Annotated in this window: 17 protein-coding genes; 5 read left to right on the forward strand and 12 right to left on the reverse strand. The window is 68.8% G+C overall.

Annotation, left to right across the window (positions count from 1 at the left end):
• Positions 1–27 precede the first annotated feature (27 nt).
• From proB to IM708_RS13400, 11 genes are all read right to left on the reverse strand, one after another.
• Complete coding sequence (proB, locus tag IM708_RS13350) at positions 28–1,137, reverse strand: glutamate 5-kinase (protein WP_209427095.1); 1,110 nt, start codon at positions 1,135–1,137, stop codon at positions 28–30.
• 14 nt (positions 1,138–1,151) lie between these two features.
• Positions 1,152–2,183, reverse strand: a complete 1,032-nt coding sequence (gene obgE, locus IM708_RS13355) for a GTPase ObgE (protein WP_209427070.1) — start codon at positions 2,181–2,183, stop codon at positions 1,152–1,154.
• A 189-nt stretch (positions 2,184–2,372) separates the two neighbouring features.
• Complete coding sequence (locus tag IM708_RS13360) at positions 2,373–2,930, reverse strand: GNAT family N-acetyltransferase (RefSeq protein ID WP_209427071.1); 558 nt, start codon at positions 2,928–2,930, stop codon at positions 2,373–2,375.
• Positions 2,931–3,096: 166 nt separating this feature from the next.
• Positions 3,097–3,378 (reverse strand): 50S ribosomal protein L27, encoded by a 282-nt coding sequence (gene rpmA, locus IM708_RS13365; protein WP_209427072.1) that lies wholly within the window; start codon positions 3,376–3,378, stop codon positions 3,097–3,099.
• Positions 3,379–3,384: 6 nt separating this feature from the next.
• Positions 3,385–3,951, reverse strand: a complete 567-nt coding sequence (gene rplU, locus IM708_RS13370) for a 50S ribosomal protein L21 (protein WP_209427073.1) — start codon at positions 3,949–3,951, stop codon at positions 3,385–3,387.
• A 205-nt stretch (positions 3,952–4,156) separates the two neighbouring features.
• A complete protein-coding gene (locus IM708_RS13375) occupies positions 4,157–4,570 on the reverse strand; it encodes a hypothetical protein (protein ID WP_209427074.1) in 414 nt (137 codons plus the stop codon).
• The gene (locus IM708_RS13380) at positions 4,567–5,673 is read right to left on the reverse strand and encodes a flagellar type III secretion system protein FlhB (protein WP_209427075.1); all 1,107 of its coding nucleotides are present in this window, start codon (positions 5,671–5,673) and stop codon (positions 4,567–4,569) included. The genes IM708_RS13375 and IM708_RS13380 overlap by 4 nt, the downstream gene beginning before the upstream one ends.
• Entirely contained in the window at positions 5,670–6,467 is a 798-nt protein-coding gene (locus IM708_RS13385) for a flagellar biosynthetic protein FliR (protein WP_209427076.1), read from the reverse strand. Before IM708_RS13385 ends, IM708_RS13380 begins: the two co-directional genes overlap by 4 nt.
• Positions 6,464–8,542: a flagellar biosynthesis protein FlhA gene (gene flhA, locus IM708_RS13390; protein ID WP_209427077.1), complete on the reverse strand. Its 2,079-nt coding sequence runs from the start codon at positions 8,540–8,542 to the stop codon at positions 6,464–6,466. The genes IM708_RS13385 and flhA overlap by 4 nt, the downstream gene beginning before the upstream one ends.
• A complete protein-coding gene (locus IM708_RS13395) occupies positions 8,542–9,264 on the reverse strand; it encodes a transglycosylase SLT domain-containing protein (RefSeq protein ID WP_245243183.1) in 723 nt (240 codons plus the stop codon). Before IM708_RS13395 ends, flhA begins: the two co-directional genes overlap by 1 nt.
• Before the next feature lie 86 nt (positions 9,265–9,350).
• The gene (locus IM708_RS13400) at positions 9,351–9,971 is read right to left on the reverse strand and encodes a DsbA family protein (protein ID WP_209427078.1); all 621 of its coding nucleotides are present in this window, start codon (positions 9,969–9,971) and stop codon (positions 9,351–9,353) included.
• 217 nt (positions 9,972–10,188) lie between these two features.
• Here IM708_RS13400 and IM708_RS13405 point away from each other — a divergent pair, with 217 nt between their 5' ends.
• Positions 10,189–10,395 (forward strand): cold-shock protein, encoded by a 207-nt coding sequence (locus tag IM708_RS13405; protein WP_209427079.1) that lies wholly within the window; start codon positions 10,189–10,191, stop codon positions 10,393–10,395.
• A gap of 210 nt (positions 10,396–10,605) precedes the next feature.
• Here the strand turns inward: IM708_RS13405 and mscL are convergent, their stop codons facing one another.
• On the reverse strand, positions 10,606–11,004 hold the full coding sequence (gene mscL / locus IM708_RS13410; protein ID WP_209427080.1) for a large-conductance mechanosensitive channel protein MscL: 399 nt from the start codon (positions 11,002–11,004) through the stop codon (positions 10,606–10,608).
• A gap of 274 nt (positions 11,005–11,278) precedes the next feature.
• Between mscL and IM708_RS13415 the strand changes: the two genes are divergently transcribed.
• From IM708_RS13415 to dnaK, 4 genes are all read left to right on the forward strand, one after another.
• Positions 11,279–11,932 carry an rRNA adenine N-6-methyltransferase family protein gene (locus tag IM708_RS13415; RefSeq protein ID WP_209427097.1) on the forward strand — a complete coding sequence of 218 codons (654 nt, stop codon included), beginning with the start codon at positions 11,279–11,281 and terminating at the stop codon, positions 11,930–11,932.
• A 65-nt stretch (positions 11,933–11,997) separates the two neighbouring features.
• Positions 11,998–13,371, forward strand: a complete 1,374-nt coding sequence (locus IM708_RS13420; protein WP_209427081.1) for a TolC family protein — start codon at positions 11,998–12,000, stop codon at positions 13,369–13,371.
• A 56-nt stretch (positions 13,372–13,427) separates the two neighbouring features.
• Positions 13,428–14,354 (forward strand): AEC family transporter, encoded by a 927-nt coding sequence (locus IM708_RS13425; RefSeq protein ID WP_209427082.1) that lies wholly within the window; start codon positions 13,428–13,430, stop codon positions 14,352–14,354.
• A 180-nt stretch (positions 14,355–14,534) separates the two neighbouring features.
• Positions 14,535–16,454, forward strand: a complete 1,920-nt coding sequence (gene dnaK, locus IM708_RS13430) for a molecular chaperone DnaK (RefSeq protein ID WP_209427083.1) — start codon at positions 14,535–14,537, stop codon at positions 16,452–16,454.
• Positions 16,455–16,520: the final 66 nt, after the last annotated feature.

Consider the following 16,520-nt stretch of genomic DNA (forward strand, 5'->3'; position numbering starts at 1 on the left):
GGCGAGGGGGCAGCGCCCCCTTGCCTTCTAGATCGCCATGTCGTCGCGATGCACCAGCGCCGCGCGCCCCGGATAGCCCAGAAGCGCCGCGATCTCGGTCGACTTCCGGCCCCGGATCGCCTGCGCCTCCTCGGCGGTGTAGCGGACCAGACCGGTGCCCAGCAGCGCGCCGTCGGGTCCGGCGATCGCCACCGCCTCGCCGCGCCCGAAGCGGCCTTCGACCGCGGTGACGCCGGCCGGCAGAAGCGACTTGCCCGAATCCAGCGCCTGCGCGGCGCCCGCGTCGACCCGGATCGTGCCGCGCGGCTTCATCGCGGCGATCCAGCGCTTGCGCGCGGTCTGCGGGTCGCCCTGCGGCGCGAACCAGGTGCAGGGCGCGCCGGCCTCGATCGCCGCCAGCGGCCGGGCGACGCTGCCCTGCCCGATGACCATGGCGCAGCCCCCCGCCGTCGCGGTGCGCGCGGCCATGATCTTGGTGCGCATGCCGCCCTTCGACAGGCCCGAAACGCCCTCGCCCGCCATCGCCTCGATCTGTGGGGTGACGCGGTCGACCACATCGAACCGGCGCGCTGCCGGGTCGGTGAACGGGTTGGCGCTGTAGAAGCCGTCGACATCAGACAGCAGCACCAGGTGATCGGCGCCCGTGGTAACGGCGATCTGCGCCGCCAGCCGGTCGTTGTCGCCGTAGCGGATCTCGTCGGTGGCGACCGTGTCGTTCTCGTTAACGATCGGCACGGCGCCGAGGTTGATCAGTGTCTCGAGCGTGGCGCGGCTGTTAAGGTAGCGGCGGCGGTCCTGCGTATCCTCCAACGTGACCAGGACCTGCGCGGCGGTGATCCCGTGCGGCGCCAGCGCTTCCTCGTAGGCGCGCGCCAGCCTGATCTGGCCGACGGCGGCGGCGGCCTGGCTTTGCTCCAGCGACAGCGCGGCGGGCGGCAGGCCCAGCACTCGGCGCCCCAGCGCGATCGAGCCCGAGGACACCAGCACCACCTCGGTGCCGCGCGCCCGCGCCGCGGCCACGTCCTGCGCAAGCCCGGCCAGCCAATCGGATCGCAGCGCGCCGGTCTGTGCGTCGACCAGCAGCGCGGAGCCGATCTTGACCACCAGCCGGCGGGCGGCGCTGAGCCGGAAGACCACGGCGCTGGCGGCGGTCAGGGCTGCCACGGCGCCTCCTCCTCCTGCTGCGCGGGCCGGCGCGAGGCTTCGATCTCGGACCAGAGGGCACGCAGGACGTATTGCACCCCGGTTCCGGCCACGCCGGACAGGGTGTGGACGCGCTGCCCGCTGGCGTCCTCCAGCGCGGCCTTGCGCGTCTCGATCTCCTCGGGTGTCAGCGCATCGATCTTGTTGAGCCCGACAATGCGCGGCTTGGCGTGGACCTTGGCCGAATAGAGTTCCAGTTCGCGGTCGATGATTGCGAAATCGCCGGCGACATCCTCGGACGTGCCGTCGACCAGGTGCAGCAGGACCGCGCAGCGCTCGACATGGCCGAGGAACTGATCGCCCAGGCCGCGCCCCTCGGACGCGCCCTCGATCAGGCCGGGGATGTCGGCCATGACGAATTCGCGGCCATCGACGCCGACAACGCCGAGGTTGGGGTGGAGGGTGGTGAAAGGGTAATCCGCGATCTTCGGGCGGGCGTTCGACACCGCCGCGAGGAAGGTCGACTTGCCCGCGTTCGGCAACCCGGCGAGCCCCGCATCCGCGATCAGCTTCAGCCGCAGCCAGAGCGTGCGCTCGACCCCCTCCTGCCCCGGGTTGGCGCGGCGCGGCGCCTGGTTGGTCGAGGTCTTGAAGCGTGCGTTGCCCCAGCCGCCGTTGCCGCCCTTGGCCAGCAGGATGCGCTGGCCGACCTCGGTCAGGTCCGCCACCACCGTTTCCTGGTCTTCCTCCAAGATCTCGGTGCCGGCAGGGACCTTGAGGACGATGTCCTCGCCATCCTTGCCGGTGCGCTGGCGGCCCATGCCGGGGCGGCCGTTCTGGGCAAAGAAGTGCTGCTGGTAGCGGAAGTCGATCAGCGTGTTCAGCGCCGGGACGCATTCGACCCAGACGTCGCCGCCGCGGCCGCCATCGCCGCCGTCGGGTCCACCGAATTCGATGAACTTCTCGCGCCGGAAGCTGGCGCAGCCCGCCCCGCCCGCACCCGAGCGGATCTGGACCTTGGCAAGGTCGAGGAATTTCATCGCGGCGGCCTTTCGCGCAAGCTGGATCAGGCGATAGCCCCGCGCGCGCCGCAGATCAAGGGCCGCGCGCGGAAAACCCCCGGTCCCGCCAATGGGTGCTCAAATTTGAGCACCTTGGCAAGGTATTGTTTTCAATTCAGAAAAGCCAGCCGTTAACCGCAACGAAACCTTTGGCGAAGGCCCCGCCGGTCAGTCCATCCGGCGCAGGTAGGTCCAGGTCGGGACGGCGGCATTGCGCGCGACCGAGAACGCCTCGGCCTCGCCGATGTATTCGAAGCCGGCGTTGGTCAGGATACGCGCCGAAACCGGATTGTCCTGAAAGACCTCGGCAAAGAGCGTGCGGTTCTTGTGCGGGTTGGCGGCGATGATCGCGCGCACCGCTTCCGAGGCCAGGCCGGTGTTCCAGAACGCCGGCGCCACCCAGTAGCCGATCTGGCTTTGCCCGCGGCAGAGCGGCTTGAGCGAGATGATCCCGACCAGCGGCGCCGAACCCATGGGCGAGCCGTCCATCGCCCAGACATCGCGGTCCCGCGTCGGCGCCTGCGCGCGTTCGATGAAGGACAGCGCCGTGCCTTCGGGGGCGGGGTGCGGGATGGAGCGCGCGCCCTCGGCCACGCGGCGGTCGCGGACGTAGAGCGCCAGCAAACCCCGGTCCTGCAGCCCCAGCGGCCGCAGGGTCAGCCGCTCGCTGGTCAGCGTGGGCACGCTGCGGGCGGCATCGTCGGGGGCAGTGAACTTCAAATTCATGGCACCAATGCTCCTGACAGAATACCACCAGCCGGCGGCAGCGGAAAGACCTGACCCCAATTCGCGCCACCCCAATTCGCGCCGTGGCCGCGCTCGGTAACAACACAAGGTTCGGGGGTCGCCACCAGCAACCCCCGCCCTAGCGCTCAATTGTAAAGATTTCGCCTTACTCGGCCGGTTCGGAAGCGGCTTCGAAAACAGGCTCGATCGAGACGAAGCTGCGCCCCTTCAGACCCTTGGCAAAGCTCACGCGACCCTCGACCAGCGCGAAGAGCGTGTGGTCCTTGCCCATGCCGACACCTTCACCGGGAAAGTGCTTGGTGCCGCGCTGGCGCACGATGATGTTGCCGGCGTTGACGGTCTGGCCGCCAAAGATCTTCACGCCCAGGCGCCGACCGGCCGAATCGCGACCGTTGCGGGACGAACCGCCTGCTTTCTTGTGTGCCATGGGGGATTACTCCTGCGTATCGGCCGCGGGCTTCTTCGCGGCGCTTTTCTTCGGTTTCGCCTCGGCGGCGTCGTCGGCCTTGGCCTTCTTGGGCGCGGCCTTCTTGGCGTCAGCCTTCTTCGCGTCCGCCTTTTCCGGTGCGGCCTTCTTCGGGGCAGCCTTCTTCGCCTTCGGCGCCTCCGCCGCGGCCTCGGTGCCCGGCGCGTCGGCCTTCACCTTGCCCGAGCCGATCGCCGCCTTCACGTCCGACTTGTCGGCGCCCGAGGCCAGGATCTCGGTGATCCGCACCAGCGTCAGCTTCTGGCGGTGGCCCTTGGTGCGCTGCGAGCTGTGCTTGCGGCGGCGCTTGACGTAGTGGATGACCTTGTCGGCCTTGATCTGGTCGATCACCGTGGCCTGCACGCCGGCGCCATCGACCAGCGGCACGCCGACGACGGGGCTGTCGCCGCCGACCATGAGAATCTCGTTGAACTGGACGGTCTCGCCCGCCTCGGCGGCCAGCCGTTCGACGCGCAGCACGTCGCCGGGCTGCACGCGGTACTGTTTTCCGCCGGTTTTCAGAACCGCAAACATCGGCTCCATCCTTCCATCTCTGCCGCGTCCTGTGGCCCCCGGATTTTCGGGCGTTCGGGGCCGAAGCCGCCTGCGGACTGCGTCTCCGCGCTTGCGGAGAATGTTGAAAATGCGCGAACCCCGCGCGGACGCGGGGCTTTGCGGGCCGGTCTATCGGCCATCGCGGCGTCAAAGTCAAGCACTTCGCGCCCCGCAAAGCCGCCGATCACGGCTCCGAATCGCGGCGGGCGGCCTTCTGCCGGGCCTCCGCCTGCAGCCCCTCCTGCAGCCGGTCCAGAACCTCGGCGCGGCCGAAGGCCCGTTGCGCCTGCGGGCGCAGGGTCAGGAAATCCGCCTGCACCAGCGCAAGCCGTTCGTTCAGCATCCGCCGCTGGCCGTCCAGCCAGCGGCTGTGCGCCAGCCGGGCCTGCACCATCGCCGGATCGCTGCCCCCGGCCTGCGGATCGGGGTCCAGCGGCTCCTCGGCGCGCGCCAGGGCGTCGAGCGACTGCAAGAGCCGCGCGCGCCCCTGCGCGACGATCGCGAGCTTCGCGATCTCGGCATCCGCCTTCATCCGCGCGACGGTGCGCAGACGTTCCAGCCGCGCGCGCGTGGCGGGGTCCGAGGCGCGTCGGCTCATCTGCGGTCATCCCGCGGGCCGAAGCCGCGTCCGCGCGCCTTGAGCCGCATCGCCTCGGCAAAGCGGATGGCGGCGGCGACCGGCGCGTAATGCTCCGGCGCGATCTCCTGGCCGATCTCGACGCCGCTGTGCAGGGCGCGTGCCGTCGGCGGGTCGGAATGGATGGGCACACCGGCGTCCTGCGCCAGTTCGCGGATCTTCAATGCCACCTGATCTACCCCCTTGGCAACGCAGACCGGCGCGCCGGGGCTGCTGCGATCCCATTTCAGGGCAACGGCGAAATGCGTCGGGTTGACGATGATGACGTCCGCCTTGGGCACCTCGATCAGCATCTTGTTGGTGGCGATTTCCTGCGCCCGCTGGCGCCGCGCCTGCTTCATGTGCGGGTCGCCTTCGGACTGCTTGTATTCCTCGCGCAGCTCCTGGTGGCTCATGCGCTGGCGGCGCAGGTGGTCGTAGCGCTGCCAGAAGAAGTCGATCGCCCCGATCAGCGCCATGATGAGGACGACGATGACCAGAAACTCCACGACCAGGCGCATCATCTCGGCCACGACCTGGCCGGGGCTTTGCTGCATCGTGGCCATCAGCCGCGGCAGGCGCGCAGCAAGAAACATCCACAGGACCGCCGCATAGATCACCAGCTTGACGGTGCTCTTGGCGAATTCGAACAGCCCCGACAGGCCGAACTTCTGCTTGGCGTTCTGCACGATGGACAGGCGCGAGGCCTTCGGCTTCAGCTTCTCGGGCGCGAAGACCAGCCCGCGGAAGGCGAGCAGAACGCCCAGCACCGCCGCGACCGGCAGCAGGAACGCCGGCAGCAGCGCGATCGCGATCTGCCCCATCAGCAGATCGAACGCCCCCTGCCCGCCGCCCAGCAGCAAGCGCGAGAAACCGTCGGCGTAATCGAAAAGCCCGCGCCCCAACTCCCCCAGCTTCAGCGGCATCCACCCGCCGGGCAGCAGCGCGAGCAGCAGGAAGCCGCCGACCGCGGCGGTGGCGGTCAGGTCGGCCATCTTCGGGATCTCGCCGCGCTTGCGGGCTTCCTCCAGCTTGCGCGGTGTCGCCTCGTACGGCTTGTCGGATTCGTCGTCGCCCTGGCTCATGGTCTGGGCACCGTCGCCGGGTCGCTCAGATAGGTCTGGAAGGCGCCGAACCACACGGTGATCATGACCGGCGCGGCCAGCATCAGCAGCACGAGCCCACCCCAGGTGAGCGCGGGCGCGCCGATGAAGGCGACCATCAGCTGCGGCATCGCCCGGTTGATCGCGCCCAGCGCAAGGTTGTAGATGGCCGAGCCGATGACGAAGGGCGCGGCCAGCACGAAGGCCAGCGCGAAGGCATGCGCGACGCGCCCGACGCCCCATTCGGCCAGCACGGCCGCGTCGGGCCACTGACCGGCCGGCAGCAACTGGTAGGACAGGATCAGGAACTGCGCCGCACGCTCGGGCAGGCCCGCCATCACCAGAAGCGCCAGCCCCGCCATCACCAGCACCTGCGAGATTGCCGGCTGCGGATCGACGCCCGCGCCGCCGAAGAACTGCGCCAGCGACGTGGATTGCGCCGCCATCGTGCCGGCGATCTGCAGGACCATGACCAGCAGGCGCATACCCGCGCCCAGCGCCAGACCGACGGCGGCTTCGGAGCCGATGTAGAAGCCGACCTCGCCCATCGTCTGCGGCCGGACGTCGATCAGCGGCAGTGCCGCGGGGGCGACCACGGCCGTCAGCGCAAGGGCCACGAACAACCGGACCCGGCGCGGCACGACCTGTTCGCCGAAGGCCGGCAGCAGCGCGATGATCGCGCCGATCCGCGCGAAGACCAGAAACCCGGCGAAGAAGGCCGCGCGCGCCTCCTCGGCCAGCGCCGCCAGCGCGTCGAAGAACGCCAGCGCCGTCATGCCGTGATCTGGCCGACCAGCGCCGGACGCGCCTCCATGCCGATCTCCTCGAAGCTCAGCACCGGGTTGGCCAGGCCCCGCGCCGCCATGACGGTGCGCAGGAACCGCCGCCGGCGGGACGAGGTGACCAGCGCGGCTTGCGTGCCGGCCTCGGCCAGGGCGTTGAACTTCTCGGCCAGCGCGCCGGCCAGCCGGCCGAATTCGTTGGGCGGCAGGGCGATGTCGCCGATCCCGCGCTCGCCCTCCATCTGGTAGCCGGCGAAAAGCTCCTCCCAGTCCTGGCCCAGCTGGACCAGCGGGATGGTCCCGTCGGGGCGTTTGAGGGGTGCTACCAGCTGAAAGCCCAGCCGCTGGCGGACATGTTCACAGACCACCTCGGGCGCCAGGTTCTGCACGCGCAACTCGGCGATGGCTTCCAGGATCAGCGGCAGGTTGCGCACCGACACCCGTTCGTCCAGCAGTAGGCGCAGCACCGACAGCAGCAGATCGACGGGCACCTTGTCCGGCACCAGCTCGTCGATCAGGCGGCGGTTGGCCTCGGCCCGCTTGGGGTCCGAGAGGTTGCACAACTCGTCCAGCATCCGGCGCAGGCCGCGCAGCGTCAGCAGCCGGGCGAAACTGGCCTTGATGATCTCCAGCAGATGCGTCGCCAGCACCTCGGGCGGGCTGACCACCGTCAGGCCCTGGATCGCCGCGCGCTCCTCGTCGGCGGCGGGGACCCAGCGGGCGGGCGCGCCGTAGACCGGCTCGCGCACCTCGATCCCGTCGGGCGGGTCGGGCTGGTCGTCGTGCATCAGCGCCAGCATCCGGTCGGGGTAGAGGCGGTCGCGCGCCTGCTCGACCCCCTGGATCAGCACGCAGTATTCGCCCGGCGCCAGCGCCGGCTCGTCGGTCAGGCGGATCTCGGGCAGGATCAGCCCGTAGCTGCGCACGACATGGTTGCGCATGTTGGTGATCCGCGCATCCAGCCCGGTCGCCGGGTCCAGCACCATCGGCACCAGATCGGGCGCGAACTTCACATGGATGTCGTCCAGGTCCAGCACGTCGCCCATGGTCATCGGCTTCGGCGCCTCGACGGGGTCGCCGGGCAACTCGGCCGCGGCCTTCTGGCGCAGCCGCTGCGCGTACCAGCCCGCGCCCAGCAGCACCCCCGCGCCGACGACGAAGGGGACGAACGGCATGCCCGGCACCAGCGCGAACATCGCCATCAGCAGGCCCACCGTGATCAGCGCCGCGGGATAGCGGCCCATCTGCGCCATCAGCGCCGTATCCGTCGCGCCGATCGCACCGCCACGCGCCAGCAGCAGCGCCGCCGCGACCGAGATCACCACCGCCGGGATCTGGTTCACCAGCCCGTCGCCGACGGTCAGGATCGCATAGGTCTCGAACGCCTGGCCCAGCGGCATGCCGTGGACGATGGTGCCCATGATCAGCCCCATGACCAGGTTCAGCAGCGTGATCAGCAGCCCGGCGACGGCATCGCCCTTGACGAATTTCGACGCGCCGTCCAGCGAGCCGAAGAAGTTGGTTTCCTGCTGCTCGCGTTCGCGCCGGGCCTTGGCCTCGGCGTGGTCGATGGCGCCGGCGGACATGTCGCTGTCGATGGCCAGCTGCTTGCCGGGCATCCCGTCCAGCGCGAAGCGCGCGCCGACCTCGGCCATGCGGCCCGCGCCCTTGGTGATGACGATGAAGTTGACGATCAAGAGCACGCAGAAGACGACGACGCCCAGGAACACGCTGCCGCCCATGACGAAGCCCGCGAACCCCTCGATCACCGCCCCGGCGGCATGGGTGCCGGTGTGCCCCTCGCCGATGATCAGCTTCGTCGACGACACGTTCAGCGACAGCCGCAGCATCAGCGACGCCAGCAGCACGGTGGGAAAGATCGAGAAATCCAGCGGCCGCTCGATGAACAGCGTCACCGTGAACATCAGGATCGCCAGCGCGAAGGACGCCGCCAGCCCGATATCCAGCAGCCAGGCCGGGACCGGCAGGATCATCATGACGATGACCGCCATCAGCGCCAGCGCAAGCAGAACCGTGGGCCGGAAGACCTGGGCGATCGAGAGCGTCATCAATGCGTTCCGTCGAGCGAGAGGAAGGGTCTGGCACCGCTGGTCCCCGGAACCAGCGAGGCCAGCGCGGCGCCGGCGGGCGCCTCGGCGGTCAGTTGCAGGAAGGGAAAGGTGTTGACGCGCGGCTCCGCGACCAGTTGCGGCCCGTGCAGCTGCGGCCCGTTCCCGGCGGGGTCGGACAGCGCGAACTGTGTCGCCCCCAGCCCGGCGCGGAACCGGGCGAAGCGGGCGCGGTACCTCTCGGCCAGGTGCGGGGTGCGCGAATGGTAGGCGCCCGCCGCCGCCTCCCAGTTGCCCAGTTCATCGTAGAGCGCGCCAAGAAAGCGGGCGGCATACCGGGCGGCGCGCAGCGGGTCCAGCAGGTCGCGCGGCGCGGCGAAATTCTCGCCGTGCCAGCGCCAGTTGATCTGGAAGCAGCCCAGATCAAAGCTGCGCCGCCCGCGCGCCAGCTGGTCGCGCGCGAAGGCCTGCGCCGCTTCCGGCCCGTCGAACCAGAAGCCCTGCCCGTCGATATTGGCCGCCCAGGGCCAGGGGCGCATGCGTCCCTGATGGGCGCGCGCCGTCTCGGCCAGGCTGATCGCGTGCAGCACATCGACCGGCACGCCGGTTTCCAGCGCGGCGCGGCGCGCGGCGTCCTCGCACAGTTCCGGACGCGCCTGCGCCCCCGGCGCGGTCAGCGCCAGGATCAGTCCGAGCATGAGCATGGGGCGAGAGTTCTTCATCGCGGGCCCGTGTGGTGCGCGGCCACCCTGCGATGAAAGCGGTTGACAAAGGGTTAGTGCGCGCCCGGCCCGCGCGGCGACAACACTCAGTGCGCGCGCGGGCCGCGCGGCGACAGCGCGCCGTGGCGGGCCCAGTCGAGCGCGTCCTCCAGCCGGTCGTCGCCCCAGAAGACCTCCGCCCCGACGACGAAGCTGGGCGCGCCGAAGACGCCGATGTCGCGCGCCGCCTCGGTTTCGGCCACCAGCGCGTCGGCGATCGCGGGCGCGGTCGCCGCGGCCAGCACCCGCGCCGGGTCCTGGCCGATGGCGTGCAGGCTGTCGGAAAGGTTGGGATCCTCGCCCGCGGGGTCGCCCCCCTCGAACCAGCGGCGGTAGGTCTGGATCACATAGGCTTCGCACCAGCCCTCGCGCGCGGCCAGAAGCGCGACCTGATTGGCCAGCGTCAGTTGCGCCAGCGGATAGGGGGCGGGCAGCAGCGGAGAAAGGCCCTGCGCGGCGGCGCGGCGGGCGATGTCGCGCCACATGAAGGCGGCCTTTACCGGCTTGTCGCGGAAGGGGATGTTGTTCTGCGCGACCATGATCCGGCGCACGTCGAACGGGCGCCAGATGAAGGCCTGCCCGGTCCGGCGCGCGACCTCCGGCAGGCGCATGACGGTCAGGTAGCTGTAGGTGCTGCCGATCGAGAACCAGAAGTCGATGCTGGGCATGGCGCGCTCCGTTCACTCCGGCGTCAGGGTAGCACAAGACCCCCGCCCGCCGCCAAGCGGACAGTTGCGCGAGGGTGCGATTTCTGCCATAACCCTCGTCGCGACGTTATCTCTATCGACTTGCTGACCTGTCTTCTGACTGCTGGCGACCGATCTTGAACTGACTGAGCCAGGCTGTCGCGTTCTGCGGGCAGCGATCAGACTACAGGAGGCCAACATGGCCAGTGGAAAAGTAAAATGGTTCAACGCCACCAAGGGCTATGGTTTCATCCAGCCCGATGGCGGTTCCAAGGACGTGTTCGTGCACATCACCGCGCTTGAGCGTGCGGGCCTGCGCGGACTGGAAGACGGCCAGGCCGTCAACTTCGATCTGGAAACGAGCCGCGACGGCCGCGAGTCGGCGATCAATCTCGCCCTCGCCTGAGCCACTCGGCGACCGGATGTGAAAGGCGGCCCCCCGGGGCCGCCTTTTTTCGTTTCGCCCGGGCGACACCGCCCAAAGGTTTCGCTGCGGTTAGCGGGGCAACTTTTACGCAATCTTCTCAGCGTGTTGAATGGGGCGCACAATTTTGTGCACCCCCGTTCTGCGGTGCCTCGCAAGACCCTGCGCCGCCCGCGTCGGGCGGCCCCGGGGTCAGACCTGGCGCGTCTTGAGCAGATCGCGGATCTCGGCCAGCAGCGTCTCCTGCGGCGGCGGCGGCGCGGCCTCGGGCTCGGGCTTGCCCTCGGCCTCGCGGCGCAGCGCCCGATCGCGGATCGCATTGACCGCCTTCACCAGCAGGAACACGACCCAGGCGATGATCAGGAACTTGATCACCGCGTTGATGAAGTTGCCGACCATGAACTGGGCCTCCCCCAGCCCGAAGCTGACCGCGCTGAAATCGACCCCCCCGACGAACAGACCGATCAGCGGATTGACAAGATCGTCGACCATCGAGGTGACGATCGCGGTGAACGCCGCGCCGATGATGATCCCGACGGCCATGTCCATGACATTGCCGCGAGCGATGAAATCGCGAAACTCCTTGAGCATCCGCCCCTCCTGATTGTCCCCGGGGCGTGTCTGCGCCGCCCCGCGGATAGTCTGCGCCAAGCCGCGCCTGCCTCCAAGCCCTTTCAGATACTGCCGGTCGCCGTCACCGCCGGCTTGAGGCACCCGGCAAAGGCCCAGTACCCGATGCCGCGCGCTGACCTGCGGATCGGGTGGCGTGTCAAGGTCACAACCCGCCATGACGCGCAGCGCCGCAGTTGCCAGGCTCGACGGCTTGTGGCATGAGGTCGTGAATGCGCTAGTGACAGGCTCCGTTATGCCCGATTTCGCCGCCCTTCGTAGAATGATGGTCGACACGCAAGTGCGTCCCTCGGACGTGACCAAGCTTCCGTTGATCCAGGCCATGCTTCACGTCCCGCGCGAGCGTTTCGTCCCCGACGCCCTGTCCGAGATCGCCTATCTGGGCGAGAACCTGACGCTTTCGCCGGACCGGGTGATCCTCGATCCGCGAACGCTTTCGAAGATGCTCGACGCGCTGGCGATCGGCCCCACCGACCTCGTCCTCGACGTGGCGCCGGGGCTTGGCTATTCAAGCGCGGTCATCGCGCAACTGGCGGAAGCCGTGATCGCGCTCGAACCCGACGCCGACCTTGCGGCCGAGGCCGAAACGGCCCTCGCCGCGAGCGAGATCGGCAACGTGATCGTCGTGAACGCCCCGGCACCGGGTGGCGCGCCGCGCCACGCCCCCTACGACGCGGTGATCATCCAGGGCGGGATCGAGCGCTTCCCCGCCGAGATTGAAGACCAGATCAAGGAAGGCGGGCGCGCGGCGGCGTTGTTCATGGATGGCGCATTGGGGACGGCGCGGCTGGGCATCAAGCGCAAGGGTGTGCTGCGCTGGCGGGATGCGTTCAACAGTTCGGCCCCGGTTCTGGAAGGTTTCGCGCGCGAGCAAAGCTTCGCGCTTTGACGGGCCGGCGTGCCGGCCCGTCGCATGAAGCGCCGCAAAAAGGCGCGGTGAACGAAGGTGCAGGCATGAGCATGAAACGACGTATCCTCACGGCGCTGACCGCCCTGACCTTGCTGGCGACATCGGCGGCGCTTCCGGCGCGCGCCGAGACGCTGGCCGACACGCTGGTCGCGGCCTACCGCAACTCGAACCTGCTGGACCAGAACCGCGCCCTGCTCCGCGCCACGGACGAGGATGTCGTCCAGGCCCGCGCGGCGCTGCTGCCGGTGCTGAACTTCGTCACCTCCGCCACCCGCAACAGCGCCCAGGCGCGGCTGGTCGCCGAGATGACGCTGATCGACTTCGGGCGCGGCCGGCTGGGGGTCGCGGCGACCCGCGAACAGGTTCTCGCCCTGCGCGCCGCCCTGATCGGGATCGAGCAGGCCGTCCTGTTCCGCGCTGTCGCAGCCTATGTCGACATACAGACGGCGGCACAGGTCATCGGCTTGCGGCAAAGCAACGTGCGGCTGATCGAACAGGAACTGCGCGCCGCGCGCGAGCGGTTCGAACTGGGCGATTCAACCCGCACCGACGTCGCCATCGCCGAGGCGCGACTCGCCGCGGCGCGCTCGGCGCTATCCGCGGCCGAAGGCGACCTGGCCGTCGCGCGCGAGGAATTCCGACTTGCCGTCGGGCGCTATCCCGGCGCGCTTTCGGCGATGCCGCGGCTTCCGCAACTGCCCGCCTCGCTCGACACCGCGGTGGCGACGGCGCGCGTCCGGTATCCCGCGATCACCCAGGCGCAGCACCAGGTCCGCGCCGCCGAGCTGGGCGGAGAGATCGCCCGCACCCAACGCTACGGGACGGTCAGCGGCGAGATCTCGGCCGATGTCACGCACGCGCCGCAACCGGGCCTGCCCGGCCGAAGGACCAACTCGGACCTGAACGCCGGTGTCCGCTGGAACGTGCCGCTTTATCAGGGCGGTCGCCTGGCCTCGGGCGAACGGCAGGCGATCGCGCGCACCGAAGGCCAGCGCGCGTCGCTCCATCAGACGGTGGCCGAGACGCAGCAGGCGGTCGCGTCGAACTGGTCGCGGCTGGCGGTGGCGCGCGCCCGGCTGAGCGCGAGCGACCAGCAGATCGAAGCCGCGCGCGCCGCCTTCGACGCCGTCCGCGCCGAGGCCGAGCTTGGCGCGCGCACCACGCTGGACGTCCTCAACGCCGAACAGGAACTGCTCGACGCCCAATTCGCCCGGATCGAGGCCGCGGCGGCGCTGCAACTCGCCAGCTATTCCCTGCTGGAATCCACCGGCCAGTTGACCGTCCAGACCCTGAACCTCGGCATTCCGACCTATGACGTCGAGGCTTATTCCAGCGCGTTCGGCGGCGCGTCACGCGCGCGCACGCCGTCGGTGCAGGGCCAGCGGCTGGACGCGATCCTGAACCGCTACGGCAACTGACCGGGGCATCGCGTGCGCCGTTCGCCGGACAGCGGCTCGCGTGCTGACCCGAAACCATGCTAGCGGTCTTCATTCAGACCCTGCCGTTCTTCGCGGTCATCGCCCTGGGCTACAGCGCCGGGCGGGCAGGCTTCTTCCCGGCCGAGGCCACCGCCTGGCTCACCAAGTTCGTCTTCTACTTCGCCCTCTCGGCGATGCTGTTCGGCTTTTCCGCGTCGATGCCGGCGAGCGAGCTTTTCGACCTGCGCGTTGCGCTCGCCTATCTCTGGGGCTGTGCGCTGGTCTATGCGATCGCGATGGCGGTGGCCTTCGCCCGGCGCCGGCCGGTCGCCGAGGCGGCGATGGAAGCGCAGGTCGCGGTCATCGGCAACACCGGCTTTCTGGGCGTGCCGATGCTGGTCCTGCTGCTGGGCGAGGCCGCGGCGGGCACGATCATCCTGGTTCTCGCCATCGATCTTGTGGTGTTCTCGACGCTTCTCACCGTCATCGTGACGCTCACGCGCGAGGGGCGCCTGTCGCCCGACCTGCCGCGGATCATCGGCCTGGGCCTGTTGCGGAACCCGATGATCGTGGCGATGGTGCTCGGCCTCGCCTGGTCGGCGACGGGCCTCGCGCTCTGGCAACCGGTGGACGCGTTCCTCGTGCTTCTGGGGGCGGCGGCGACCCCCGGCGCGCTCTTTGCGATCGGCGCGTCGCTTGCCAACAATCGCGCCGAACGGCTGACCGTTGCCGGCTGGCTCAGCTTCGCCAAGCTGATCCTGCACCCGGCGGCGGTCGGCGTGGCGGCGCTCCTGCTGTTCAAGGTCGAGCCGTTCAAGGCCGGCGTGCTGATCGCCGCGGCGGCGCTGCCGGTTGCCGGAAACGTCTACATCCTGGCCCAGCATTTCAATATCGCGATCGCCCGTGTCTCGGCCGCGATCCTCATCTCGACGGCGATCAGCGTGGCCACGCTGCCCGCGATAATCGCGCTTTTCGCCAACTGATCGAAGGACGCAGAACGCAAAATGCGGTGGACCCACCGCTTGCAGGCCCAAAAACGCCTTCCTATATAGCCGACGAAGCCGGGTGATGCCGCGCGGGCATCCACCGGGTCAAAGGGATCGGGGCAACGGAGCCTGATGGGACCGTCGCCTCAAGACATCGCCGAAAGAAGAGGTAAGCACATGGCCAAAGTCATCGGAATCGACCTGGGTACCACGAACAGTTGTGTGGCCATCATGGACGGCTCCCAAGCACGGGTGATCGAGAATGCCGAAGGGGCGCGCACCACGCCCTCGATCGTCGGCTTCACCGAAAGCGAGCGGCTGGTCGGCCAGCCGGCCAAGCGTCAGGCCGTCACCAACCCGACCAACACGGTCTTCGCCGTCAAGCGGCTTGTCGGCCGCCGGCTCGGCGATGCCGAGGTCGAGAAGGACAAGAAGCTTGTCCCCTACAACATCGTCGACGGCGGCAATGGCGACGCCTGGGTCGAGGTGCGCGGCGAGAAGTACAGCCCCGCCCAGATCTCGGCCTACATCCTTCAGAAGATGAAGGAGACCGCCGAGAGTTACCTGGGCGAGAAGGTCACGCAGGCCGTCATCACCGTGCCCGCCTACTTCAACGACGCCCAGCGTCAGGCCACCAAGGACGCCGGCAAGATCGCCGGCCTCGAGGTGCTGCGCATCATCAACGAGCCGACCGCGGCCGCGCTGGCCTACGGTCTGGACAAGAAGGAAGCCCGCACCATCGCGGTCTATGACCTTGGCGGCGGCACCTTCGACATCACCATCCTGGAAATCGACGACGGCCTCTTCGAGGTGAAGTCCACCAACGGGGACACCTTCCTCGGCGGCGAGGACTTCGACATGCGGATCGTCAACTACCTCGCCGACGAGTTCAAGAAGGAGCACGGCGTCGATCTCAGCCTCGACAAGATGGCGCTGCAGCGGCTCAAGGAAGCCGCCGAAAAGGCCAAGATCGAACTTTCCTCGGCCCAGCAGACCGAGATCAACCAGCCCTTCATCTCGATGGACAAGCAGACCGGGCAGCCGCTGCACATGGTGATGAAGCTGACCCGCTCCAAGCTGGAAAGCCTGGTCGAAGACCTGATCAAGCGCTCGATCAAGCCCTGCCAGCAGGCGCTGAAGGATGCCGGCCTTTCCAAGGGCGACATCGACGAGGTGGTGCTGGTCGGCGGCATGACGCGCATGCCGAAGGTCCACGAGGAAGTGACCAAGTTCTTCGGCAAGGAGCCGCACAAGGGCGTCAACCCCGACGAGGTCGTCGCCATGGGCGCGGCGATCCAGGCCGGCGTGCTGCAGGGCGACGTGAAGGATGTCGTGCTGCTGGACGTCACCCCGCTGAGCCTCGGCATCGAAACCCTGGGTGGCGTCTTCACCCGGCTCATCGACCGCAACACCACGATCCCGACGAAGAAGTCCCAGGTCTTCTCGACCGCCGAGGACAACCAGGGCGCCGTGACGATCCGGGTCTTCCAAGGCGAGCGTGAAATGGCCGGCGACAACAAGCTGCTCGGTCAGTTCAACCTCGAAGGGATCCCGCCGGCGCCGCGGGGGATGCCCCAGATCGAGGTGACCTTCGACATCGACGCAAACGGCATCGTCAGCGTTTCCGCCAAGGACAAGGCGACGGCGAAGGAGCAGCGGATCACCATCCAGGCCTCGGGCGGTCTGACCGACGACGAGATCCAGAAGATGGTGCGCGACGCCGAGGCCAACGCCGAGGCCGACAAGAAGCGCCGCGATCTGGTCGAGGCGAGGAACCAGGCCGAAAGCCTGATCCACTCCACCGAGAAGTCCTTGGCGGAGTATCGCGAAAAGGTCGACCCGACCACCGCCGAGGCGATCGAACTGGCGATCTCGGCGCTCAGGGAAAGCCTGGAGGGCGAGGATGCCGACAAGATCAAGTCTGGCATCAACAACGTCCGCGACGCGTCGATGAAGCTGGGCGAGGCGATCTACAAGGCCCAGGCCGAAGCCGCCGAAACCGAGGAGGCGTCGCCGGAAGACGCCCCGCGTTCGGCCGACGATGATGTGGTCGACGCAGAGTTCGAAGACCTCGACGGCGACGACAAGCGCAAGTAAGGCGCCGCCACCTACTGGGCCCCGACCGGCAGAAAGCCGGTCCGGGGCCCTTCGCATAGATCGCAT

Source organism: Pararhodobacter sp. SW119 (assembly GCF_017811755.1).
Taxonomy (GTDB): domain Bacteria; phylum Pseudomonadota; class Alphaproteobacteria; order Rhodobacterales; family Rhodobacteraceae; genus Pararhodobacter.